This is a genomic window from Streptomyces sp. NPDC035033, assembly GCF_040636735.1.
Taxonomy (GTDB): domain Bacteria; phylum Actinomycetota; class Actinomycetes; order Streptomycetales; family Streptomycetaceae; genus Streptomyces.
This window is the reverse complement of sequence record NZ_JBEZUZ010000083.1, coordinates 12,150-37,514: the sequence shown is the minus strand read 5'-3', so window position 1 is coordinate 37,514 and position 25,365 is coordinate 12,150. Positions and strand designations below refer to the sequence as shown.

The 25,365-nt window shown below is 75.6% G+C and carries 1 protein-coding gene (cut by a window edge); it reads right to left on the bottom strand.

Going from position 1 to position 25,365, the window contains the following annotated elements:
• Positions 1–25,365 carry part of the coding region annotated (locus AB0E83_RS27450; RefSeq protein ID WP_362117334.1) for a hypothetical protein on the bottom strand (this coding region is incomplete at both ends). The annotated region continues 12,149 nt past the right edge of the window, so 25,365 of the 37,514 annotated nt are shown.

Sequence of the window (25,365 nt, the reverse complement as noted above, 5' to 3'; positions counted from 1 at the left end):
GCCGCGGCTGGCGCTGGAGGGGGGGGGGGTTGTGCGCGGTGTCGACCCGGGCGGCGCACGGCGCCTGGTGGTCGGGGTCGCCGGCGGGGCCGGCGACCGTCTCGTCGGCGAGGCGGTGGAGTGCGCTCTGGTAGGCGGACCGCGCGCGGTCCGCCGCCTCCAGGGTGGAGACGTACGCGTCGAGGGCATCGGCCGCCGAGGCTTCGCGCCGGTCCTCCTCCGTCCTCGCCTCGTCCGGCCGTGCCTCCTCCGTCGGCGGGTCGTCCGCCCGCGCCTTGCCCTTGTCGTCGCTCCGGGTGGGCCTGTCGTCGTGCGGGGCGTCCGGGCGGGTGAAGAGCCAGGGGGCCGAGGCCTCCAGGTCGCCGGACGGCCGCCCGTCGGGGCCGAGGGGCAGCATGCCCACCAGGGCGCGGGGGACTGTCACCCGCAGCGTCCGGCCCGTCCGCGTGTCGGTGAACCGCAGCACGCCGTCGAAGGCGTGGTCGCGGTACCTCCGCCGGACCTCCTTGTTGTGCTCCTCCACCCTGCCGGAGCCGCCGCGCCGCCCGTCGGCCGTATCCACGGCCCATTCCACCGGCGCGCGGCCGAACAGCACGTCCTGGTGCCGTTCGTCCAGCGGCCCGCCGGCCTCCGGGCCGGCTTCCAGGCGCCAGCCCCGGGAGCGTTCCACGGCGTCCACCGGGTCGCTGCCGTGCTGCTGGTAACGGCGGCTCCTGAAGAGGGCCCCGTCGGCCGGGCCGAACGGCCGTGCCGCGGTGAGTTCGAGGCCCACCAGGACGTCGTGGCCCGCCACCCGCAGCCGGTGCGTGCCCCGCAGCAGGTCGGGGAGGCCGGGCAGCAGCATGCCGTGGTCCGTGTCATGGGCGTACCGCATGCCCTCGGGCGTCTCCAGTCCGAGCCCCGGGATCCGCTCGGGCAGCCCGGGGGCGGCCGGGTCCGGGACCTCGCCCGCGAGGGCGACGACCTTGGCCCAGCGCCGCACGGCGGCGGCGGCCGGGAAGTCCCAGGGGTGCAACCGCTCGATCAGGGCTTCCGGGGCGGGCCGCGCGGCTTCGCCGGCCCGCTGCCAACGGGCGTCCACGCCTTCCGAACGCCCCAGCCAGTCGCCGGTGCCGTCGGGCGGAGTGCCGTCCGGCGGGGGTGCGGACGTCAGGTGCTCGGGGACGAGGAGCCGGACGGTTCCGCCGATGGGCTTCCCGTCCCGGGCGCTGTCGTACCGCCACTGCAGCGGACGGGCCGCCTCCCACGCCTCGGCGGCGGCGAGCGGCCCGCCGAGCGCGGCTCCCGTCCGGAGCACGAGGTCCTTCAGCGGCCGGACCGCGAGGTCGAGCAGTTCGGGGGCCGTGGTGCCGTATCCCATGCGCACGGTCAGGCGGAGGCGGGCCGTCAGCTCGGTGGAGCCGGGCGAGCTGGTCGCCCGGCTGATGTCCAGGACGGTGCCGTTCTCCTGGCGCGACGACCGGACGCCGGACCGGTAGCCGGCCGACGCCTCGACGCCTCCGTGTCCCGTGCCGTCGCCCGCCCGGGCACGGACGGCCAGGCCGCCGCCGAGGCCGGCCGCCCGGGTCTCGCCGGTTCCCGTGCCGCGCACGCTCTCCTGCCGCAGGGTCAACAGGACTTCGGGGCGCGGCCGTCGCGCGTGGGGCCGGTCGATCCCGTCCAGGCTCACCTCGATCCAGAAGTCCTGGGCCAGGCCCGCGAAGTCGTTCCGCTGGAACAGCCTGCGCAGGCCGTTGCCCGCCAGCTCGTTGAAGGCGGACTGGAGCGCCTCGTCGGAGAAGGAGCCGCGGACGGCGCGTTCCAGCAGTCCGGGGCGGTCCGGGGCGACCATGCGCTGCCTTCCGAGTTCCGCGAGGACGTGCTCCAGCAGGCCGTCGGTGCGCAGCCGCTCCACGTGGGAGGCGCCCAGGACGACGTGGCGGTCGGCGTAGGCGGGGGCCGCGGTCCCGGAGGGGACGGAACCGGTGCCGGCCGGCCCGGGAGGAGCCGGGTCGTCCGCGGCCGGTGCGGACGCGGTGTCCTCGTCGGCCGCCCCGGAGGGGCGCAGGTCGGCGAGTCGCCGTCGGGGCACGAGGAGTTCCAGGCCGTCGGAGACGGCCAGGCGGCCGGAGCTCGACCGGGGCCGGCCGCCGTCGGCCCAGGACGTCACGACGACGTCGAACTCGAGGTCGGCGGCGATCCGGTGGGGCCGCTCCGTGTACGTGGCGCGGGAGATCGTGACGAGGCCGTCCTTGCCGCTGGTGCTGGTGCCCAGCGACGCCGTGGCCGTGAGCTGTCCGAGCAGGAGGACGCGGCCGGCGGGCCCGCCGTCCTCGGCTCCGAAGCGCGCCTGCGGCCCGGCGTCGGCCGTGAGGAAGACCTCGCGTTCGCCGGTCCGCTCGCGTGCCAGGACGTCCTTGTGCTGGACGTAGTGTTCGATGACCACGTCGTCCGGGGTGGGGCCGAGGTCGCGACTGTCCGGGATCCGGAGGGTGACGCGCACGGCCTGGTGCCGGCCGTCGGCGCGGCGGGGCAGCGCGAGGACGAGGCCGCCGTCCGCGGTGAGCGCTCCGATGCGAGCGGCGAGGGCGGTGGGCGAGAGGCCGTCCAGGAGCTCGCGCGGCCAGTTGGCCCGGTCGGCCGCCCATGCCGGCCCCAGGCCGTTGACCGAGGCGTACAGCCGTGCCGCCAGTGCCTGGAGTTCGGGCATCAGGGTGAAGACCGGGTAGAGGCCGCCCGTGCCGCCCCGCCGCAGGTCCAGTGCGCCGCTCCGGTCGGGCGTCGGCCGGTCCGCGGCCCTGGCGCGGCCGACACGGTGCAGTTCCCCGGTGTCGAACGGCTCGTCCTGGACGAACTGGTGGGGGACGACCAGCTGGGCGACGACCTCGCCGGGGCGGTCGATCCACCACCGCAGCGGCCGGGCGCGGCCGGTGAGGGGCCGGACGGAGAGTTCCAGGATCAGGTTGTAGACGTGTTCCTCCACGGGGCCGGCGGTCTCCATGCGGAAGTAGCGGCCGAGGGTGCCGGTGAACTCGTCCGCGGCGGTGTGCCCCAGCGCCCCTCCGGCCCGGATCCCGCCGGCCTGGAGGCGGACGGGGCCCAGGCCCACCCGGGCTCCGCCGCCGGCGCCCGCCTCCACCTGGCGGCCGGTCGTGCGGGGGGCGGTGGCCGTGTCGTTGCCGAGGGACCGGTTGTCGACGACCATCCGGTGGGTGCCGCCGGCCTCCGGCAGCCGCTCCATGAGGAAGCCGCGCACCGCCACGCGCGCCCGGTGCCCGCCCCGCAGGGTCACGTCGTGCACGATCCCGTTGAGCAGGGCGGGCAGGTCCTCCAGGGCGGGACGCCCGAAGTGCACCGCCAGCTCCCGGTCGGCGGCGAGTCCGAAGGCGGTGCCGGGCGGCAGGGAGAACACCTGGCGCAGCGCCCGGTGGATCTGTTCCCTCGCCAGTTCGCTGCCGGGCAGGTGGAGGGCGGTCGCCAGGCCGGTGCCGGCCCGGGCCGCCGTGATCCGGTCCTCGCGGGGGTGCGGCGGCGGCAGCGGCAGGCCGAGACGGGCCGGGCGGTCGGTGGTGAGCGGGGGTTCGAGCCCCGCCTCGCGCAGCAGCGCGCGCACGGGGGGCGTACTGGCCGCCGGGCCGGTGTACGGCTGCGGCAGGGCGAGCCGCGGAGTGCGGACGGAACCGAGGAGGGCGGTCTCGAATTCGCGGGCCCCCCGCCCGTCGTCCCACGGCACCGCCAGTTCCGCCGTGGCGGTGGCGCGGACCTCGCGGAGGTGGGGGTGGCTGCGGGACTGGATGTGGAGCGAGACGTCGAGATCGCTGCCGTACAGGGCGAAGGCGGCCGTGGTGTTGAGGACGGTGTGCCTGAGCGTCTGGTGGTGGTACCCGCTGCCCGCGCCGCGTTCGGTGCGCCGGGCGGCTCCGAGGAACGGCAGGGTGCCGCCCAGGGTGCGGCCCGTGTGGTCGGAGCCGTCGCCGGGGCCGTCCCGGTGGTCCGTCGTGCCCGGGGTGCCGGAAGCGTCCGGAAGGGCGTTCAGGCCGAGCAGGTTGAGGCCGATGCCGATCTCGGCCGCGCTGGTCGTCGTGCGGTCCTCCCCGCCGGTGCGCCCGGTGCCCAGGTCCTCCCGCACCCTCAGGTCCGCGGTGCGGAGGAACCACAGGGCCTTCGGCTTCACGCGCACCACCACGTGGCCCTGGAAGCCGCGGCCGAGGCCGGGCAGCGGGACCCGGCGGGCCGAGGCGGCTCCGTCGGCGGCGGCGCGCACCGCGTCGGCGATCCGGTCCGATTCCTCGCCCGGCAGGCCGAGTGCGCGCAGCCGGGCGGCCACCAGGCCGCGCAGCGCCCGGCGGCCGGCGCCGCCGCCCGCGGAGAACGCGACGCGGGGGCGGAAAGCGCCGCCGGGGCCGCTCCTCCGGCCGGTCGTCTTCAGCCGTACGGGGCGGAGGAGGACCGATCGCGCTTCTTCCGCCAGTGCGTCCAGGGCCTCCGCCGGCAGTCCCGCACCGGCGGTCTCCTCGCGCAGCGCCTGGACCGCGCGGGCCTGTGCGGCGCGCGGGCCGCCCCGCAGCAGGCCCGGTTCGACGGCGCCGGTGCGGAGGGGGCCGCCGATGTCGCCGCCGCCCAGCCACCACTGGGAACGGTTGCGCGCCTCGCGCTCGTTGACCGTCCTCTGCACCTGCCGGACGATCTCGGCGGCGGTGGGGGCGGGGAGCCCCGCGCCGAGCAGTTCCCGCTGGAGCGCGGTGAGCGCGGCGGTGAGGTCCAGGCTGTTGAGCAGGACGCGCCCCCGCGGGAAGCGGTGGGGTCCGTCCGCCGGGAGGTGGAGCACGGGGCCCGATCCGGGCGGGGCCGGATCCGGTGCGGGACGCGGGAGGACCGCCGCGGAACGGGAGCCGGGCTCCGTCCCGGCCGGGAGGGCGGCGGGAGCGCCGGCGTCCCCGGGCGTCCCGGCGTCCGTGTCCACCGGTACGCCCGGACCGAAGGTGCCGGGGCGCGCCCGGGGGACGGCGAGTTCCTCCGGCACCTGGGTGGTCAGCCCGACCGGGAGCAGTCCGCCGGCCCGCGGCTGTCCGTCGACGTGGACGGTGACCCCGAGGTCGGCGCGGAGCGGGACGAGTCCCCGGACGAACAGCTTCCGGCCGCTGATCACCTTGGACTCGACGAAGGTCCTGGCCTCGCGGACGACGTCGGCGGCGGCGTAGGGCAGACCGGGGACGAGGGCGGAGAGCGACCGGGAGCCGAGCCCCAGCACCAGGAGCAGCTTGCCGTCCCAGCCTCGGGTCGTCTCGCGGGACGTCTCGGTCCGGGCGGTGGTGGAGGCGAACCCGACCTGGTACTCCCGGGGGGCGTCCGGATCCGCCGGGGCGGGCGGCAGCGGTCGCGGGCCGCGCAGGTGGGCCTGGATCCAGACCAGATGCCGCCGCCCCGTCACCTCGTCGCGCACGGCCAGCACCCGTCCGGTGCGGAGCAGTTCGGTCCACCGGTCGTCGGGGGTCGCGGTGAGGAGGGCGGTGATCTCCCGCGTGACCGGCCCGTGCAGGCCGGAGGCGGGGAGCTGCCGGGCGATGGCCCGGGCCGCCTCGCGGACGCGGGGGACCGAACCGCGCGGGGCGGCGCTGACGACGAGCTCGCCGAGTGCGCCGTGGTCCATGTACCAGGGGTGGCGCGGGACGTCCCCGGCGGCCGGAGCGGGCACCTCGGGTCCGCCCGGCGCGGTGGCCTCGGCCACTCCGTCCCGGTGGGGCTCGATGAGGATCAGCGCCTGGCGGGTCAGGGCCCGGGGGTCCGCGGAGGTGCTTCCGGCGTCGCCGCCGGCGGGCAGGGCGCGGCCGCGGGACCGCGGCGGGGCGAGGAGGTCGTCGGCGGTCAGGGGTTCGGGGCGGTCGGGCTGCAGTTCGGCGAGCCGCCGTTCGAGGGCGTCGCGGAAGAGGCGGTGCACGCCGACGGCACGGAACCGGCCCCGGTCGCGGCGCCAGGTCCGGATGCCGGGCAGCCACGACGGGCCGCCGTTGCCTCCGGCCTCCACGCGGGCCGTGGGGGTCCGTCCGAGGGAGTCCTGTTCGAGGGCGAACTCCGCGTACTGGCGCGCCAGTTCGGTGATCCGCCGGGCGTCGTCGGAACTGATGGACAGGGCGCCTTCGGCGAAGTCCACGACGGTGCGCGCGGCGGGTGCGGGGGCCGGGGAGGGCCCCGCCGTCGCGGGTGGCGCCGGATCGGGACCGGCGGGCGGAGCCTGTGCCGGAGCCGTCTCCGGTGCGGTTGCCTGCGGCTGTCGCCCGTCCTGGAGGGCCGTCTCCTGAAGGACGGCCTCCTCCTGTACCGCCTCCCGCGGGAGGTCTTCGACCGGTCCGGGGGCTCCGCCCGCGAGTCCGTGCGTCCAGCGCCGGTCGAAGGCGTCCACGAGTTCTCGCCGGGTCGCCTCGTCCAGCCCCCAGGCGGCGAGGTGTTCCTCGGCCCGTTCCTGTCGGAGCAGGAGCTCCGTCTCGTGCCGCCGGGCGGCTTCGAGGACGACGGCGCTGTCGGGGGAGCCCGAGGACGCGTCGCGCAGCAGGGCGAGCCGGACGGCCTCGCGCCGGGCCGCGCGGTGTTCGCGCCGGGCGGCCTCCCACAGGGCCCACGCCTGGACCGGGCCGGCGGGGAAGTCCGGATCGTCCCGGAGCCCGGGGGCCGGCGGGACGGCGGCGGCCCGCAGCCGGCGCGCCCAGTCGGCGGCCTTGCCGGTGTCGCGGTCGGCGACGAGCTCGCTGTCGGCGTAGGGAAGCACCGGGGCGGCGGGGCGCTCCGGGGCTCCGGCCGGCGCCGCCGGGCCCTTGTCCTTCCTCATGCCGAAGGCGCTCGGCTCGGACGGCAGCAGACCGGTGAGCAGGTCGGCCTTGGCCTCGTCGACGAAGAGGCTCAGCACCCGCTCCCGCACGTGGAGCCTGGTCGTCTGCTCGGGGCCGTCGTCGGGCGTCCACACGAGGGTGTAGAGGGCGTCGTCCGCGGTGAGTTCCACCATGCGGGGCACGTCGTCCTTGGAGCCGGTCTCCGAGACGACGCGGCCGCCGCCGGTGTCCGTGACGGCACGTGTCTGGAGGTGCGTCGTCTCGCCCGCGCCCTCGTGGCCGAGCGGAAGCAGCTCGGGGTGCTCGTCGACGGCGGCTCCGTGCACGGCCAGCTGGCCCGTGCGGAAGCTCGGCTGGACGCGCAGGGTGCCGGTGGTCTCCCGGGCGGTCCACACGCGGCGGGCGGCGCGGGTGAGTTCCTTGCGGACGCTGTGGTCGAGCGCCGCTCCGGTGCGGTGCAGCGGGCCCAGGGCGAGGTGGACGCCGAAGACGCCGGAGGTCCCCGCCGCCAGGCCGGGCAGGTACATCCGGACGCGCACGCCTCCGTCCACCAGGTCGCCGAGCCGGCCGCTGAGGAAGCTGTGGCCGAGGACCGCGGCGAGTGCCGCGCGCGGTGTGGCCGGAGTCCTGAACCAGGACGGGAAGGCGGTGCCCCCGGCGGCCTGGTCCAGCATCCGTTCGGCCTCTTCCACCAAGTGGCGCAGGCCGCCCAGGGCTCCCAGATCGGTGCGCAGGAGCAGGTCGGCGCGCAGGGGGATGCCGGGATTGTGGCCGGCCGGGTCCGGGGCGGGGCTCAGTACGACGGGGGCGGGGCGCGCGGGCGGCTCGCCCTCGGGCCGGGCCGTGGCGGGGTGGAAGGCGAGCCGGAGGCCCGGCCGGTGGTACTCGATCGGCGGCAGCGTCCGCGTGGTGCCGAGGGCGGCGACCGAGGTTCCGCCCTTGAGGATCCTGACGCGCACGCGGAGGGTGAGGCCGTGCAGGCTCTCCAGCGGGCGGTGCGTGGTGCGCAGCATGGTGTTGAGCCATTCCTCCGCGGTGGAGGAGGAGCGTGCGCCGCTGCCCCTGCCCCCGCTTCCGCCGAGGACGGCCCAGAGGTCCCGGGCGATGTCGAAGGGGGCGGCGATCTGGTGGCCGAAGGTGAGGGCGAGGTTGAGGGCGACCGACGACTGGGCGGCCGCGGTCCGGGTGGCGAGCGCCACCCGGGCGGACCGCATGTCGGCCATGCGGAGCACCTGACTGGGCCCTTGAGGCGTGCCCGGCCCGGCTTCGGCCTCGAAGGAAAGCTCCACGTAGCTGTTGACGAAGGGGTTGCGCGCCGCGACGCCGAAGGTGACCCGGCCGGAGAGGAGGGCGTCGAGCAGGGCGGGAAGTCCGGTCGGGGACAGCACCTTGAAGGTCTCCAGTGCCACGTCCCGGAGGTGCTGGTCGTCGATCCGGCCGCGGAGCGCGGGAAGGATGCGGTCGGCGAGGAGGCCCGTCATGTCCGGCACGTCGGCGACGAGGGTGGTGCCCAGTCCGTCCCGGACGTCGGGGACGACGGCGTCCCCGGGCGTCCGGGGGAAGGGCGGGCGGACCGCCGCCTCGTGGTCCGCGGGAAGGAGCCCGTGCCCGGCGGCCTCCCCGGCCTCCAGGACGACCAGGCCTCCGAGGCCGACCGCCGGGGTGCGCTCCTGGTGTTCGCGCGGTGTGCCGCCGGGTGCCGGGAGGGGGTGGGACCACCAGGTGGCGACGGTGAACTCCAGGCGCAGCCGGGCCTGTCCGAGAACGTGGGTGGCGATCCCGCTGTTGGTGGACTCGGCGCGCCCTTGGTGTTCGCCGGCGTCCGTCACGGGGCTGTCCCAGCCCCGGCGGGGCCCGAAGGCGATGCGGCCGGTGGTCGCGGGGGCGACGCGGGTGCCGAGCTCCGCGCCACCGCCGGCCGTCCAGCCCGAGTTGCTCGTGGTCAGTGCCGTGGCCACGTGGGCCGTCTCGCCGGTGGAGACGACGGTGCCGGCGAAGAACGGCCCCCGGGACACCACTTCCTCCAGAACGGCCCGGACGGAGACCCGCGCGAACAGGCGGTCGCCGTAGGCGTTCTCCCGGACCTTCCGCTCCCAGAGCCGGCGGGACTCTCCGGAGTGGTCGCGGACGCGCGTGGAGAGCGTGCCCAGCAGGCTGTGCAGGGCGGCCCGGTCGGTGGCGTCGAGGCGGGCGGCGCCCAGTTCGGCCAGCGCGGACTCCACGGCGGGGATGGCCCGGCCGGTGGGGAAGAGGTGGAAGGCCGCGTGCCCGCCCCACTCCTCCGGCCGCGGGTTCCAGACCTCGCCGGCGCCCGAACGGGGGCGGAGCACACGGACGGGCCGGCCGTCCTCGTCCAGCGCCGAGTCCACGGAGGGCACGGGGTGGACGGTCCCGTCGGGCAGGCGCTCGTAGAGGTGGTCCTCCGGAAGGATCAGGGAGACGCGCACGTCGGGGACGACGACGGTGAGCGGGTCGCCGGCGCCGGGCGCGTCCGCGGCGCCCTCCTCCGCGCGTCCGGGGGCGCCGGATCGCGCGGCGGGCGTGGTGACGGGCAGCGGAAGGCCGGGCTCCTCGGCCACCGGCTCCAGCCCGCCGGGCATCCGGTAGGCCGTGTCCTCCGCGGACGCGCCGGGCTCCGCGCGCTCCCCGGCGTCGGCGAGGCGACCGGGACCGGTGCGGGCGGAGGGCACGGCTGCGGTGAGCGGGAGCCCCGTCCCGCCGGACGGGGGCCCGCCGGCGGGGGCCGCCGTCCCGGGCGGTGCCGTCAGCTCCTGCCGGGCGGTGACCTCGATCCTCATCCGTCCGGTGAACCGGGCTCCCCACAGGCTCACCAGGCCCCGGATGGTGCGGAGCTGCCGGGTCACGGTCTCGGTCCGGCTCCGCGTGGCCGTCCATGACGCGGTGACGCCCCCGGCGAGGCTGGACAACGGGCTCACGACCCCTGCCACGAGGTCTCCGGAGACGGTGCCGGTGTGGATGTCGTCCCGGACGAGGCCGATGTCGTTGCGCGCGCTCGTCATCAGCTCGTTCTCGAGCGGATCGCTGCCGCCGTAGACCAGGGAGTCCTTGTCGAGTACGGCGCGGACGCCGAGGAAGAGGCGCTCCTGGCCGGTGGGGGTGGTGCGGGTGAGGACGACGCTCTCGTGGCCCTGGAGCATGGCGGAGAGCCGCGCCGCGACGCCTTCCGGCTGGAGCACGTTGGCCAGCGCGATGTAGTTGGCCAGGTGTTCCCGGTCCCCGGGCAGGGCGGCCCGCCCGTCGGCCGTGTCCGAGGACGCTCCGCCGGAGACGTAGCCGGGGAACCTCTGCCCGACGGTCCGGACCGTCTGCCGGAGCACGTCGCGCAGGGCCCCTTCGTCGAGGTCGGTGACCAGGAAGCTCAGCGGGGTCCAGTCGGTCTCCCGCGGAGGCGGCAGGAGCGTGCGCCCCGGCGCGGTGCGGGCGAGGTGGTCCGTGTCGTGTTCGCCGGCGCCGCCGGACGCGTGCCCGTCGCGGCCCGTGCCGTCGTCGCCCGCCGGGGTCCGCCCGCCGGCCGGGGCGTGGTGGTCGCCGGCCGGGTCGCGGTGGTCGGTGGCTCCGGTCGCGGCGGGGGCCTCGGGCGGCGGGTACGCGGCGACGAGGCCGCGGGCCTCCTCCTCGGCCATCCGCACCCGGACCCTGACCCAGGACTCGTGGGCACCCGGCCGTCCGCCCCGGGCGGAGGTGCGCACGCCCCGTGCGACGACCCGCGCGTCCATCTCGACGACGGCGGTGGCCTTGTCGCTCCAGTTGACCTTCCTGCTGGTGAAGGAGGTTCCCCCCTCGCCGGGCCGGGACAGCTGCACGGTGTGCTGCACCGCGCCGGTGAGGGCCGGCCGCAGCACCGTGCTTCCGCCGAGCGGCGCCGCTCCGGTGACCGGAACGCTCAGGTCCAACCGGTCCCGTTCGGTGACCTGCGCTCCGGTGGTGGTCGCGAGGGCGGTCTCGACCTCCAGGTGGGCGAAGGGATCGACCGTGGTGAGCACGGGGTTGTGGAAGGTCGCCTCCAGCGTCACCCGGCTCGGTTCGCCCGGGAGTTCCGGGGAGAAGTGCAGGCCCCGGCCCGCTTCGTACAGGCCGGTCATCAGCTCGGTCACCGAGGCGAAGGTGTGGAGCTGCTGCCGGAGGCGGCCGTTCCCGGGTGCGTCCGCGGCGGCCAGGACGGCGGTCCGGACGCCCGCGGCGTCGTCCAGGGACTCGATGCGCGAGAGGTAGGGGAGTCGCACCGCCGCGGTGAGGACCGGCGGGGCGGCCCTACGGCCGGTCGTTCCGTCGGGCCGCCAGTCCTCGTACGCCGCGGGGTCCGCGGCGTTCCGGCGCGCCAGGGCGGCGCGGTCCAGGGCCCCGAGGAGCTTCTCGCTGCTCGCGATCGGCCCGGTGGGGTGCTGCCACGTGCGCGATGAGGCGTGTTCGGGACCGCCGGCGGGCTTCGGGGCGCGGCCGGCCAGCTCGCGGGGGACGCCGAGCACGAGCGCGTGCGGAACCACCCGCTGGTACTGGCGGGGACCGGAGGGGCCGTCGTAGACGAGGTCGAAGCCCGCGTCGAAGAGGAAGTCGACCCGTCGGTAGGAGGACGCCTTGATGCCGCGCGAGGTCATCGCGAGGCTGGACGCGCTGGAGGTGTGGGTGACGGACCCGGCGGCCCACACGCCCCGGACCCCGCCACCGGTGAGGTTGAGCGAGCGATCGGCCCGCAGGGAGCTCATCGAGAACATCGCGTCGACGTCCACGGTGCGCGTGGACGACACGGAGGAGGTGTTGGCCGTACGGCGGTCGGTGATCTCCTGCACCCGCCGCTCGCGGTTCTCGTCGGGCCGGCGGTCGTACCCGTCGTACCCGCGGAGGACGGCGGCATCGGGCACGGGCCGCCCGTGCGGGTCGGTGACCTGGATCCAGTCCCCGAGCCTGATCCGCAGCCGGAGGCGGCCCGCGTCGGCGCCGTCGCCCAGGGGGAGTTCCAGAACGTCGCCGACCGCCTGGCGCACGGTGGCCGGCAGGGACGCCCGGGTGAACGCCCGCTCCACCGCGCGTCCCGCCGCGGCACCGAGGTCTTCCGGCAGCATCCGGGGAAGCTCTTCCAGGACGCCGTCCCGCAGGCGGGTGGCGACCGCTTCCACGGTCTCCAGGCCGATGGTCTGCCGGAAGTCCTCGCGGGTCAGGTGGTCCGGCGGGGAGAAGACCTGCTGTTCGGCGATCCGGTCGGCGCGCTCGACCGCGGTCGGCGCGGCGGCCGGGGGCGAGGGGTCCGGGTCGTCGCGTCCGGCCGGCGCGGTCCCGGGCTCCGTGGGCGGGAGGACGCCCTGGTGCGGACCGTCGGCGGCGGCCGCCGGAGCGGTGCCGGGCGAGCCGGAGGCCGCGGACCGGTCCGGGTCCCCGGCGTCCGGGCGGGCGGGCGTGCCACCCGCGGGCGAGTCCCCTCCCCCGGGCCGGAGGGGGCCGGGACCGGGACCGCCGCTGCCGTCGTCGTCACGGCCGGGGCCGTCACCCTCCTCGTCGGGGTCGGTCCCGTCGGCCTCGCGCACGCCCGCACGGGCTCCGGTCCCGCTGGAGTCCCCGGAGGGCCGGTCCGTGGTGGCCCGCGGAGAAGAGGCGGCCGCCGAAGCGGAGACGCGGCCGGCCCCCTCGGGCTCGCCCGACTCTCCGGGACCGGGGTCCTCGTCCTCACCGGGCCGGTCCTGTGCTTCCCCGACGCGGTCCGTACCCTGTCGATCCGCGCTCGGGCCCGCCGGATCGGCTGGCGTCCGCTCGTGCACGACCAGGATCTCGCCCGGCCGCGGAACCGGTGTGCCGGTGTCCGTCGCGGCCCCGCCGGGCACCACCATCACGCGCGCTCCGGAGAGCAGGAGTTCGGCGGGGTCCGTTTCGGCCCCGGTCAGCGCCTGTGCGACGGCCGCCTCGAAGCGCTGGGGCCGAACGACGTCCTCGTGCGGCTCCGTCAGCAGCGCGGCCGCCATGTCGGCGAAGTCCGGCCGTCCCGCGATGCGCGTGATCACCTGGGGACGGGCGGCCAACCAGCGACGCTCGGCGGGGAGCAGCGCCCCGAGTGCCGCTCGCCACTCGCCGGTCGTTCCGCGGACCAGGGTGTCGGCCAGTGCGGCGACGTTCAGGGGCCGTCGCTGAAGGAACTGCTGCGCGTGGACGGACGGAGCGTACTGGCGCAGCCGCTCCGGAGCCGGACGCCGCAGCGCGGCCCGGACGACGAGGCCGCCTTCGGGGATCGCCGGGCCCGAGCGAGAGGACGCGGGGAGGAGCCGCGCGTCTCCGGCCAGGGACGGGGCGTCGGCGTGCTCAGAACCGGCCTGCCGCTGCCCGAGCCGGAGGGCGAGGTGGTGACGTATCCCGTCCGCCAGGTCGACGGCGTCGCCCCGCGCCGGGAAGTAGCTCAGCTCCAGGATCGGCCGGTTGCCTCCTCCGTGGTCGTGCCAAGCCGCCGTCTCCTCCGCCAGTTCGGTCGCCCAGGCGTCCAGCACCGCGAGGTGAGTGGCGTCCAGCCCCGCCGGGCTGCCGCTGGAGACGAAGTTCCTCTCGGGGTCGGGGTGACGGCGCAGCACGGCGTCGAGGGCCCCGCGGTCGGCCGGGTGCAGGGGCGGTGGCACGGGTTCGGTACCGGTGCGGTCCACGCTGATCACCACCGCCACCGGGTTTCCCCGGGCATCGGGCGACAGCACGAGGGCGTCGGTGTCCTCGTCCGTGGCCGACGGGGCCAGGTCCATCAGGGCGAAGGCGGCGGGGTTGGGAACTCCGTGAAGGCCCAGTTCGCGCACAGCGGTGGTGAAGGCGTCTTCGACCGCCTGTCGTGTCCGCTCCGCCCACCGGTCGGCTCGACCGCGGTCGTCGCCGACGGCCGACGGCCGTCCGCTCACGCGCAGCGTGGGGAAGTCCGCTCCGGTGGCCCGGCGGGCCTCGAATTCCCTCGCCAGGTTCCTCACCCAGGCGGTCAGGCCGGGGGGCGGGCCGTCGTGTCCCGGGGTGGTGGCGAAGACGGGGAAGCGATCGTCCTCGACCGGTCGGTCCGCGACGAGGAGGGGATGGGCCTCCGTACCGTCCCCGGCCCGGTCCGGACCGGAGCTCGCCGTCACGAAGGACTCCGTGTCGGAGTCGGAATCGTCCGTCACGTTGGACTCGGCCGTCACGAACGACCCGGTGTCCGAATCGGCCGTGGTGAGAGATTCGGGACCGGTCCCGGAGTCGGCGGTGACGAACGACTCCGTGTCGGAGTCGGGCAGCGCCGCGGGGACGCCCCGGGGTTCCCTGCCCGGTCCGTACACCGCGGCGAGCAGGGTGAAGAAGTCGTCGGTGTAGTGGTCGCGGCCCCATCGCGCTCCGTTGTGTGCCGGGCGGCGGGTGGGCAGGCTGACGCTGCCGTTCATCGCGAGGTGGGTGAGGGACGCCTGCGCGAAGAATTCCTCCACGCCGGTGGATGCCTCGTTCTCCTCCGCACGGCGGGAGCCGGTGCCGTAGCGGGGGCCGTCCGGCCAGTTCGCCCGTACTTCCCGCGGGTGCGCGGCGAGCTGCTGCGCGTCCAGGGCCAGCAGTCGGCGGTACTCCGCACGGACGACGGACTGCCGCGCGTCGTCGAGGTGGTGGAACAGGATGTGCGCGAAGCCATGGGCAGCCGGGCCGAACCCGCGGTTCCCGTCGGGCACCGCCGCGCCCGCTCCGTCCAGCAGTGTGCCCTCGTGGACGGCGGCGAAGGAGCCCCGCACCAGGCTCGGCCGGTGCGGCCGGCGCTCGACCGGTCGCATGGCCCCCGCTCGGTCCAGGGAGGCCGTGTCGGGGACGACGGCGACCCGTCCGCCCGCCCGCATCACCTCTGCCACGAGAGCGCGGTCGACGGCCATGCGCCGGAGTTCCCGCTCCGCCCGGTCCCGTGCCTGCCTCGGCCTGCGCAGGCCGGGCTCCGTCTCGAGCAGCAGGACGGCGGCGGCGTGGGCGAAGTCGGGCCGGCCGGTCAGCCAGTCGAGGTAACCCGGGTCCCGGGCGAGTCCCCGTCGTCGCGGCGCGGGGAGGTCGCGCAGCGCGGAGAGGTGTGCCGGGCCGGCTTCCGTCCGCTGGAGACGTTCGACGAGTGCGGCCGAGGGCGCCTCGACGGGGTACGCGTCGTCGAGGGCGCGGGGAGGTCCGGGAAGGGGGTCGTGCGGCCGGGGTCGGCTGACCTCGATCCGTACGTCCGCGTCGTGCGGCCTCCGGCGGACCCGGACCAGGGCGGCCGCGTCGATCATCTGCGCGAGCAGAGCGGTCGCCGGCGTGTACGTCAGTTCGCCCCATGCGTGGTGGAGCAGTCCGCGCACGGCCTCGGCGCGCAGTCGGGGCAGCGGACCGGTGTCCTCGGGATCGGCGGCGGCCACGACGGTCAGGGCGGGCCGGTGGCCGCCTCCGTGGCGGTGCCACGTCCGGACTTCGGCGAGCAGGGACCTGATCCACGCGTCGAGCCGCGTGCGCGTCTCGTCGTCGGGATCCGTCCGGTCAGCGGGGAACCGGACGTGGTGGTCGCCGACGGGGGCCGGGGTGCCCCGCGAGAGCATCTCGAGGACGGCCCGCGCGGCTTCCGCCGCTTCCGGGGCCGGGGGGACGGCGGCGTCCCGTCGCGGCGGCACGCCGGCGGCCGCGAGCTCCCGTGACGGGCCCTGAGAGACGTCCGGGGCGGGGACGGTGGATTCCGTCCCCCGCTCCGCCGGCCTCTGGCGCCAGACCGTGACGCGGACCTGCCCGACACGTCCGTACCGGAAGCCGCGGTACAGCAGGTCCGCCGTGTCGAAGGGGTTGGGGAGCACGCCGGTGAGACCGCGGTCGGCGATGAGGCGTTCGGCGGCGTCGCGCAGGAGCGACCGGGCGGCCTCGGCATGGCCGGAAGAGGTCTCGGGGGTGCCCCACGCGGTGAGCACCGGCAGGGGCAACCGCACGGGCCGTCCGGCGACGGCGCCGGAGCGCTGGAGGAACGCCGACTCGGTGATGAGGCTCGCGATCCAGGCCGTGGTCCGTTCGGGGAGTGCGCCGGTGGTCCGGCGCGTGTCGACGAGGAGACCCTCGGCCCGCAGGAGGGCGCGGCGGGGGCGGGCGGGGGCGGGGCCGTCGAAACGGAGTGTGATCTCGATGCGGTTCGGCTCCGCGGCCGGGTCCTCCCGTACCACCAGCCGCGACTGTCCCGTCAGCGGGGGGAACGGGTGCCAGGCCGCGTTTCCCGGGAACCGCCCGGCGAGCATGCCGACGACGCGGGACCGCACCTCGGCCGCACGTCGCAGTGCGTGCGGCCGGTCAGCGGGACCGGCGACGGCGACGAGCACCAGTCGCCGCCCGTGGGCGTTCCCGCCGGGAGACGTGGCGGCGAGCGCGCCGGCCCAGTCGTCCATGGCGGCGGCCAGTTCCCTGCTGCCGATGCGCTGGGTCGCGTCCGTCGTGAGGATCAGCTCGGCGGTATCGGCCATGACCGTGTGCGCGAGCGGAAGCCGGACGCCGGTCGCGTCGGAGCGGCGGGTGGGAGGGGCGTCGATGACCGCGCCCTCCTGCGCGTCCGCGAGCCTGCGCAGCCGGGCGTTGCTCCTGTCCCACGGCATGGTGTCCCCCAGCCCCCTGCCCGGGCCGAAGAGCCGTTCGAGCAGTGCCACCAGTCGGGGGGCGCGGGTCCCGTACTCCTCGCGCACCCACCGCGCTTCGTTGTTGGCGCGGGTCCCGCTGAAGCCGTCCTCCTGGACGTTGACGCCCAGCCATGCCGCGACCAGCTCGGCGAAGAACTCCCGGTCGTTGCGGGCGGAGTAGTTCTCCCCGACCGGCTCTCCGTCCGGCCCGCTCCCTCCCCAGCGCCGTCCGTTGGGCCATCGGGGAGACAGCTCCTGCGGGGCGCGCGTGGCCAGTTCGGCCGCGTCAGCCGCACGGTTCTCACGGAAGACCCCGGCGATGAGTCCCTTGTCCCGAGGGGTGAGGGCCTGGTGAAGGACGTGGGCCATCTCGTGGACCACGGTGCCGTACATCGCCTTGTAGTAGGGGGAGTTCCAGTTGGCCAGCGGGTCCGCCTGGACCGACACCAGGAGGACGTGGTTCTGGGCGACCACCCGTTCCGTCGCGGGCCCGGTGTTCGCGTCGATGTCCAGGACTCGCGCGTTGCCCGGAAGCAGCACGACGCGCGTGCCGTCCGCCATGCGTTCGGCCAGCGCCCGCGGACGGTCCATGGCGGCCCGCAGCTGCCCCTCGGCGGCCACACGGGCCAGGACGCGGAAGCGCACGCCGAACTCCGGAGCGAACTCGACGAGAAGGGCCGCGGCCACCTCGGCGAACCACTCCTGCCCGACCAGGTCCTCCAACAGGACGTGGTCCATGGCCATCCAGCGTCGCTCGGGCGGCGTCAGGGAGCCGAGGGCGGTCGCGCGGGTGTCCTCATCGGGACTGAGCAGTTCGGCACGGACCGCGGCGGGGTCGGCCGGAGCCACTGCGGGCCAGGCCAGTTCGAACGCTCCGGGGAACAGTGGTACGAGCGTCTCGGGGACGGGCCGGTCCAGCAGGATGCGCAGTTCGATGCCGTCCGGCTCCGAGTCCGCGTCGCGGATCACCTCGGTTCGTGCCCACGCGAACGGGTTCGGCGCATCGGGGCGACCGATCCTCCGCCGCTGGCTGTCGTAGAGACGGGAGAGCTCGGCGAGGGCCTCGGCGGTCCTCGTCTCCGCGGGCACGCCGTCGGCGGCGACCACGCGGACCGTCAGCCGGGGCAGGTGGCCACCGCCGTGTGCTCGCCAGGTGGCCATCTCCGTGACGAGCGCCGACAGCCGCCCGCGCACCACGCGCAGGTCGCCTCGGAGCGCTCCCATCAGGCCGGCGTTCTCTCCGTCGGCGAGACGCAGTTCCCAGAAGGGCCGGTGGTGAAGATGGGCGCGGATCATGGCCACGTCACCGGGGTGCAGTCGATCCCTGCGTGGCCGGGTCAGGGCCGAGGCCGGCGGTTCCTGCGGCGTCGGCCGGACGTCACGGGGGTCGGGCGCCGGGGCGGGGGGCGTCGGCCGCTGCACGGTGAGCGTCACCACGGGCGACCGGTGTTCCCTTGCCGACGGTCCGTGAGGCGTCGGCTCCGCCAGGATCCGGATCCCGGACAGGGCGAGGCCGCGCAGGTGTGCCCACCGGGACCCGGGCAGTTCGAGCTCCAGAGCGCCGCGCAGACGGCTGCGCGTCCGCTCGGCGGCGTCACGCGCCTCCGGAGGAGCCGTGATGTCCACCGTGGGGAGCGCGCCGCCTCCATAGAGGTGCCAGCCGATCAGCTCCGCCGCGTAGAGGGCGGCCCAGTCCTCCAGCGGCCCGTCCTCCGTGGGGGACAGCCAGTCGCTCAGCTCGTCCGCGGAGAGGGTGAAGTCCGCCGCCTCCAGGGATTCGAGGTACCGGGCCCGACCGTCCACAGGGGTCCGGCGGACGGATGCGCGGACCTGGCCGGACGCGAGGCCCTCCAGCGCGGTGCCGGACAGCACGGCGTCGGTGTCGAAGGGGTTGGGCAGGACGCCGGCAAGACCCCGGGAGCCGATCAGCTCGGCGGCTTCGGCGTGCAGCAGACGGCGGACGGCCTCGATCTCGGCCCGGGCGTCCTCGGCGGTCGTCGTCCCGGTCGGGGCACCGCCGCTGAGGGTGATCCGCGGCAGCGGTGCCGGCCGGTCGGGGTCGTTCCAGGCGTGGTGAAGGAAGGCGGATTCGCCCACCACGGCACGGACCCACGCGCGGGCCTCGCCCGACAGGTGCTTCGCGGCACCGTCGAGGTCCAGCCGGCCCGCACGAGCGCGGCCGCGCCGGGGCAGGGAGGGAGCGTGCGCGCCGACGGTGATGTGTACGCGGCCGGGTGCCGGTCCCGCGGCGTCCGCCGTCGGTGTGGGCACGGCGTGGACCGTCGTCACGGAACGGGTGACACGGGGGTCTTCCCCTTCCGGTTCCGGCGACCGCTCATCGAGCAGGGCCCGCACCTCGGCGGCCCGGCGCATCGCGTCCGGTTGCGCGCCCTCGGGGGCCCGCACCGACAGCGTCGCGCTCCGGGTGCCGTCGGCCGTCGTACCCGTTTCGGTCCAGGAGGCCAGCGCGGCGCGCAGCTCATCGGCGTCGGCCGCCCGGTGGACGTCCATCTCCACGGACAACCGGACGTCTTGACGGCCCGGCCCGGGGCCGGCCTCAGCCGTCCCGTCGGGGCCGACGAGACGGTGGACCAAGGGGCGCGCCGCGGCTGAGGGACCCGGCCCGCCCGGTCCTTCCGCTCCCTCCTGGTCCGAGAACGCCTCGTCCATGTCGGAGAACGTGTCGAGACCGGCGTCCATGGCGGCGTCGTGATCGTCGTCGGTGGACGCCAGCTCGGCGTCGATGTCCACGTCCATCTGCTCGAAGACGAAGTCGTCGCCCGCCCACATCCGTTCCTGGAGCCGCGCGACGTCCCAAAGGTCGGTGTTCCGGTCGTTCCAGAAGTCCCGCACGTTCGCGTAGCCGGGTCCCAGCAGCCTCTCCAGGAGGTCGACCAGGTCGGGATGGCCGGTTCCGTAGGCGGCCCGGGCCCATTCGTTCCCGTTGTTGGCCAGGTCGCCGGTCCAGGAGTCCTTCTGGTGATTGACGCCCAGCCACACGGCCACCAGTTCGGCGAAGAACTCGTACACGTTCTTCGCCGAGTAGTTGAGCTCTCCTCCCTCTTCGCTGCGCAGCCGGCCATCGGGCCACCTCGGGGCAAGGGCTCCGACTCCGCCCACGCTCAGGTCTTCCCGGTCCGCCTGCAGGTTGGCCACGTACGCGCGCTCGATGACCGCCCGGTCCGCGACGGCCATGGCGTGGTGCAGCACATGGGCGAACTCATGGACGACCAGCGCGTACCTGGCGCGGCGCTCGTCATGGTCTCCGGTACGCGGTGTCCCGCTCCCGCTCCGGTCGTCGAGGTCCCCCTGCGGGGCGAAGCGCCCGGAGACGATCGCCCGCTCGCCGGGGTTCATCCCGTCGCGCACGGGGGAGGCGACACCGGGGTCACCCGGGGCGTGCCTTCGCTTCTCTTCCTCCAGCGCTTCGACGAGCCTCTTCGTCTCTTCGGCTTCATGACGGGACATTCTTTCGACGTTGCGGGCGCCGACCAGGGGCTCCTCCTGAACCTTCACCCGAAAACCGCCCGTCATCCCGAGGAGACGGCGAGCCACATCGGGATCGAGCCCCTTCTCCAGTGCGGCGTCCCGGGGCGTCACGCGAACGCGAGCACCGCCCTTCATGATGTCGGCGATCAGCCGGTGGTTGCTGCATACCAGTCGCAGCTGCCCCTCGGCCGCGGCCCTCGCCGCGGTCCGGTCGATGAAATCGCCTTCATCGGAAAGTTCGACCAGCAGGGCGGCCGCGACCTCCGGGAAGTACGGCAGGTCGACAAGTGCGTCGAGCAGGGGCGCGTCCATGGCCAGCCAGCGCCTCTGGGGCGGAGGAAGGTCGGTGAGGGCCGCCGCGCGTACCGAAGGGTCGGGACTGAGGAGCATCTGGCGGAGGCGGTCGACGTCATGGGGCCGCATGGCCGGGTGCTCACGCTCGAAAAGCCCGGGCGACACCGGCCGCAGCGTGTCGATGACCGGGCGGTCCAGCCCGAGGTTCACCCGGACGCTGTTCTCGTCCTGGGTCTCGTCGACATCCACGTGGACCATCACGGGACCGAAAACGTCCGCCAGATGCTCCACGCCCGCATGCTGCTTGGCATGCCGGTAGGAATCACGGAACAGCTTCACCACGCGGTCGGTCGCGGAGGCGAACGGAACGTCCGAAGCGACGGTCACCGTCAGCCGCGGCAGAGGCAGGTACCCGCCGCCGTGGTCGTGCCACAGTTCGACCTCTTCCACCAGCCACAACATGGGTTTGACGAGCCCGATGGATTTCTTGGAGAAATCACCCGTGAGGAATTCCCTGGCGGTGAGAGTCATCGTCGCCCCGGGGAAAAGCTGCTTGTGGAGGTACGTCCGCAGAGCGGCGGCGTCGAGCGGGTGCAGCCGGTCGGGGCGGGGACGGGTGCTGAACGGCAGCTCGTCCGGCTGGGCCGGCGGACCGCCCGCGCGCAGGTAGGGGCGGGCGTCCCCGAGCTCAGGACGTTCCACGGAGAGCCACACGTGCCGGTCGTTCTCGCCGGCGGGCGGCGCCCCGGGCTCCGGGGTCTCGACCTCGAGGACGAAACCGTCGCCCACCGACCGGCTCAGGCTTCTCCACAGCTTTCTGCCGAGCACGTGCTCCAGCTGACCGAGCAGCACGTCCCGGAGCTGCTCGGCCGCGGCCACCGCCGCGGGAACGGCGGTGAACGTCACGGTGGGCGCCGAGCCGTGCTCGTACATATGCCATGCCATCAACTCCTCGGCATAGCTCGCGGCCCAGTCCCTCAGCCTCTGGACGGTGCCGTCCGGGATCAGCACGCCGAGGTGACGGCCCGAGAAGGTCAGGTCGGGAGCGCGCAGGTCCTCGAAGTGTCGCGCTCGGGCGAGTGCCTCGTCCGTCGACGCGGACGTCCCGGCGGGGAGGGAGTCGGGCAGCAGCTGCCGGGTGACGAGGGGGTCCCGGTGGACCGTGACGCGCACGTGGCCGGGACGGCCCTGCCCCGGCATCCCGGTGCGGAGGGCCGCGGTGGCGAACGGGTCCGGCGGGTTCCCGGTCGTATCGGTCGACTCGGTCAAGGCGGCGGCTTCCGACCGGAGGAGGTCCCGTACGGCGGCTGCCCTCTGCTGCCCTGTCCGAGCGGCGTGCCCGGTCCGGCCGGCCGGATGACCGGTCACCTCGTCGGCCCAGCCGGTGAGGACGACCCGGGGGTATCGGCCGGAGGGAACCGAGGCACGGCGCAGAAGTGCCGTCTCGTCCATCAGCGCACGCACCCATGCGCGTGCCTCCTCGGAGAGGGTCGCGGTCGCCCCGTCCATCTGCCAGGCGCCGGCCCTGGTGTCCGGCCACGCCTGCTCCTCTTCCGCTCGGTCCGGCGGTTCCACGGCCGCCGCGGCGCCGTGCGGGTCCGGAGCCGGATCGACCGGGGCGGAGGTGATCGTGTCCGGGTCCGCGGGCGCGGAGCGCGGGTCCTCGGAAGAAGGGGAACGGAGGGTGTTCTGCGACGTCGTGCCCTCGTCGTCGGAGAACTCGTCGTCGAGCAACCGCCGTCCGACCGCGGGGCGAAGGGGCTCTCCCGGCGGCCGTAGGGCGGGGTCGTCGGCATCGGGGCGTACGGTCCTGCCGACCTCCTGCCGTCGGGCGAGCTCCTCGACCGCATCGGCGTCGGCGACCAGCCGGGCGATTCCGGCGCCCGCCCGGTCGCCCGGCCCGAGCACTCGCTCCAGCAACTCCACGAGTTCCCGTTCGTGGGAGGACCGCACCCACTCGGCCCCGTTGTTGGCCTGCCTGCGGGTGGCCGGATCGAGCTGGTCGTTCAGCCCGAGCCAGGCGACGGCCAACTCCGCGAAGAATTCGTGCTCGTTGGTCGCCGCGTAGGTCTCCCGGACGGGAGCGCCGTCGGCGGAGGGAACGCCGAACCGCCGCCCACCGGGCCAGCGGTCGCTGAGCCCCGCCACACCGAACGCGGCCGATTCGGCGGCGTCCGCGGCGACGTTGCGGAAGTAGGCGCGCTGGAGCACCGCGGTGTCGCGAGGGCCGAGGAGACCGTGCAGCAGATGAGCGAACTCGTGGACGGCGGCGCCGTGGCGCCGACCCGTCAGGATCCGTGCCGCGTTCGGGTTGACCGGACCGGGGCGTCCGGTGAGGTAGTCCTCGCGCAACGACGCCAGGACGCCGTGCGCCTCCCCCGCGCCCTTGTACGGCGAGGGACCGGCGGGGTGGTCCAGAGTGATCACCCTGTCGGCTCCGGGCAGTACGACGAACCGGGCGCCGGCCGCCATGAGCCGTGTCACCAGGTCCTCGTTGTGCGTCATCAGCCGCAGCTGTCCCTCCGCGGCGGCGCGGGCGCGCGCTCGGTCACGGATGCCGTACGGCGTTTCGTCCAGCTCCACCAGCAGCGCGGCGGCCACCTCGGGGAAGTACGGCAGTCTCCTCAGCCCTGTCCGCAGCCCCTGGTCCATGGCCATCCAGCGTCGTTCCGGCGTCGTCAGGCCGGCCAGTGCCTCGGCCCGCGCCCCCGGATCCGGGGCGAGGAGCGCGCGCCGGACGGCGTCGGGGTCGCCCGGGGCCACGGCCGGACGGTCCAGTTCGAAGGTGCCGGGCCGGACCGGCTCCAGGGTCTCCGGGACGGGACGGTCCAGGACGAGTTCGAGCAGGACGGTTCCCGGGGGCAGGCGCGGGTCCGCATCCTGACGGGTCCGGATGGTCGCGAACGGGCGCGGGGCGTCCTCCCGGGACAAGGCCCGTTGCGCCTCCAGATAGTTCTCGGCGAGGTCGGCGAGGGCGCCCGCGACCTGCTCCTCCACGTCCGTGCCGGGAGCGGAGACGACGTGGGCCCGCAGGACGGGCAGGTAGCCGCCGCCGTGGTTGCGCCATACGGACAGTTCCCGCACGAGATCGGCCATCCGCTCCCGTACTTCGGCACCTCGCGCTTCCCGGTCGTCCCGCAGGGAGAGACCACCCGTCGCCTCAAGCCGCAGCCCGGGGAAAGGGTGCCGCAGCAGGGTCTCGCGCAGCATGGCGAGATCGCCGGGGTGCAGCCGGTCCCGCGAGGGCCGGGTGAGGCGGTCGCCGGGCAGGCCGTGCGGCAGGCCGTACGAGACGGGCGGGGCGAGCTCCGGCAGCGGCGGACGGTGCACGAGAACGGTGACCGGCACGACGGCACCCCGCGCCTCCGCGTCGGGGACGATGTCCGTCCGCAGGGCGTCCCGGACCCGCAGCTGCAGCTCCTCCCAGCCTTCAGCGGCGAACTCGAGGCGCAGCGCCGCGTCGAGTTCCCGACGTACCAGGTCGGCCGCGTCGCGCGATCCGGGTCCGGACCGGACGACCGCGGAGGGCAGCGGTCCCCCCGCCGTGTGGAGGCGGTGCGCGGTGGCTTCCGCCGCGTAGGCCGCCGCCCAGTCGCGCACCAGGCGGCGCGTGGACCGGGGCAGCCCGCCGGTGCCGTTCCCCGTCGCCAGCTGTTCCTCGGTGAGCGCCAGTTCCTCCGTCGCCAGTGAGGCGAGCCACGTCGCCCGGTGGTCCGTGGCGAGGGCGCCGGTGGGAGCGGAAACGCCGCTCGGTGCGACCGGAGCGGAGGACGCCTCCGGTCCGGAGGACGCGGGTGCCACGGCCGCCGGGGCGTCTTCGGGCAGCTGACGGCGGACCGGCGCGGGATCGCGGTCCACGGTGACGTGGACGACCGCTTGATCGAGCGGGTTCCCGGAGGCGTCCAGGTAGGCGCTGCCGGCCGGCACCGGGCCCCCGGAGACGACCCTGACTCCGTCGAAGGGGTTCGCCGGCCGTACGTGGCCCCGGGAGGCCAGGAGGGCACGCGCGGCGCTGTGCAGCCGCAGGCGCACTTCTTCCGCCGCCGTGTCGCCGCTGGTGGAGCCGGCGTAGGGGGAACGCCAGCCCGTCAGGGTGATGCGGGGTCCCCTACCGGGAAGCGCGGCCAGTTCGTCCACCAGCACGCCGACCCAGGCGGACACGTCGGCGGGCAGCGAGGCGGGCCAGCTCCCCGCGTTGCCGGGCAGGACCAGCCGCAGGGAGGCCACCCGTCCGTCGGGGCCCAGGCCGGGAACCCGCGCCGGCCCGGAGGCCGGAGGCGGGACGGGCGCGGGTGCGGAGCGGGACCCGGACGGCTCGGTGATGAGGGCGGGCGGTTCGGGGAGGCCCGTGCCGGGGGCCGGATCCACCACGCGGAGCGTGACGCGTACGTGCGCGGACGGTGCGGCGGACGGGGGGTCGGGGACGAGCACGGTCTCGGCGGTGGCGGCGATGTCGGGCAGATGCAGGGAATGTCGCGCGAGGAGGGCCTGTCGCAGGGCCATCGCGGCGGTCTCCCGGACTCCGGCGGCGTGCTGCTCCGCCTGACGGCGCGTGCCTCCCACCGCCGTGATCAGGAGGGTGGGGAACACGGGTCGCCGGTGGCTGCCCCAGGCCGTCAGCTCCTGGACCAGGTCGGCAGCCCAGGGAGCGAGTCGGGCGAGGACCGCCTGCGGGTCGGGACGCCGGGACGACGTCAGGACGAGGGTCTCGTCGGGGGTACGGGCGATGTGGTCGGGGCGGACGACGAGCCGCAGGGGGTTGAACCGGTCGACCGCCTCCTGCACCGGATCGGGCGGCGGCGCGGAGGTGCCGGGGTGCGTGCCGGCCTGGACGGCCACCTGGTAGGAGACCGCGGCGGGGCCGCCGACCCGCTGGAACGGACTGTCTTCGGACGAGGAATCGTCCCGCTCGCTCTCTCCCGAGGAGGATCCGGTGCCCTCCTGCCGTACCCGGCCGGGTGCGGACGGGGTTGCGATTCCCCGGGGCACGCCCGTCCTCGCGGGCTCCGCGACGCCCGGGCGGCTTCTGCCGGCCGGGGAGGACGTCGCCGGCACGTCGCCGGTCGGCAGCGAGGCGGGCCGGGCGCTCCCGGGCACCGCCTCGCTGCCCGACGCCGCTTCCAGGTCCTCGGCCCACGCCCACAGGCCGCGGTTGGCCTCGCTCCAGCGTTCGTGACCTCCGGGTT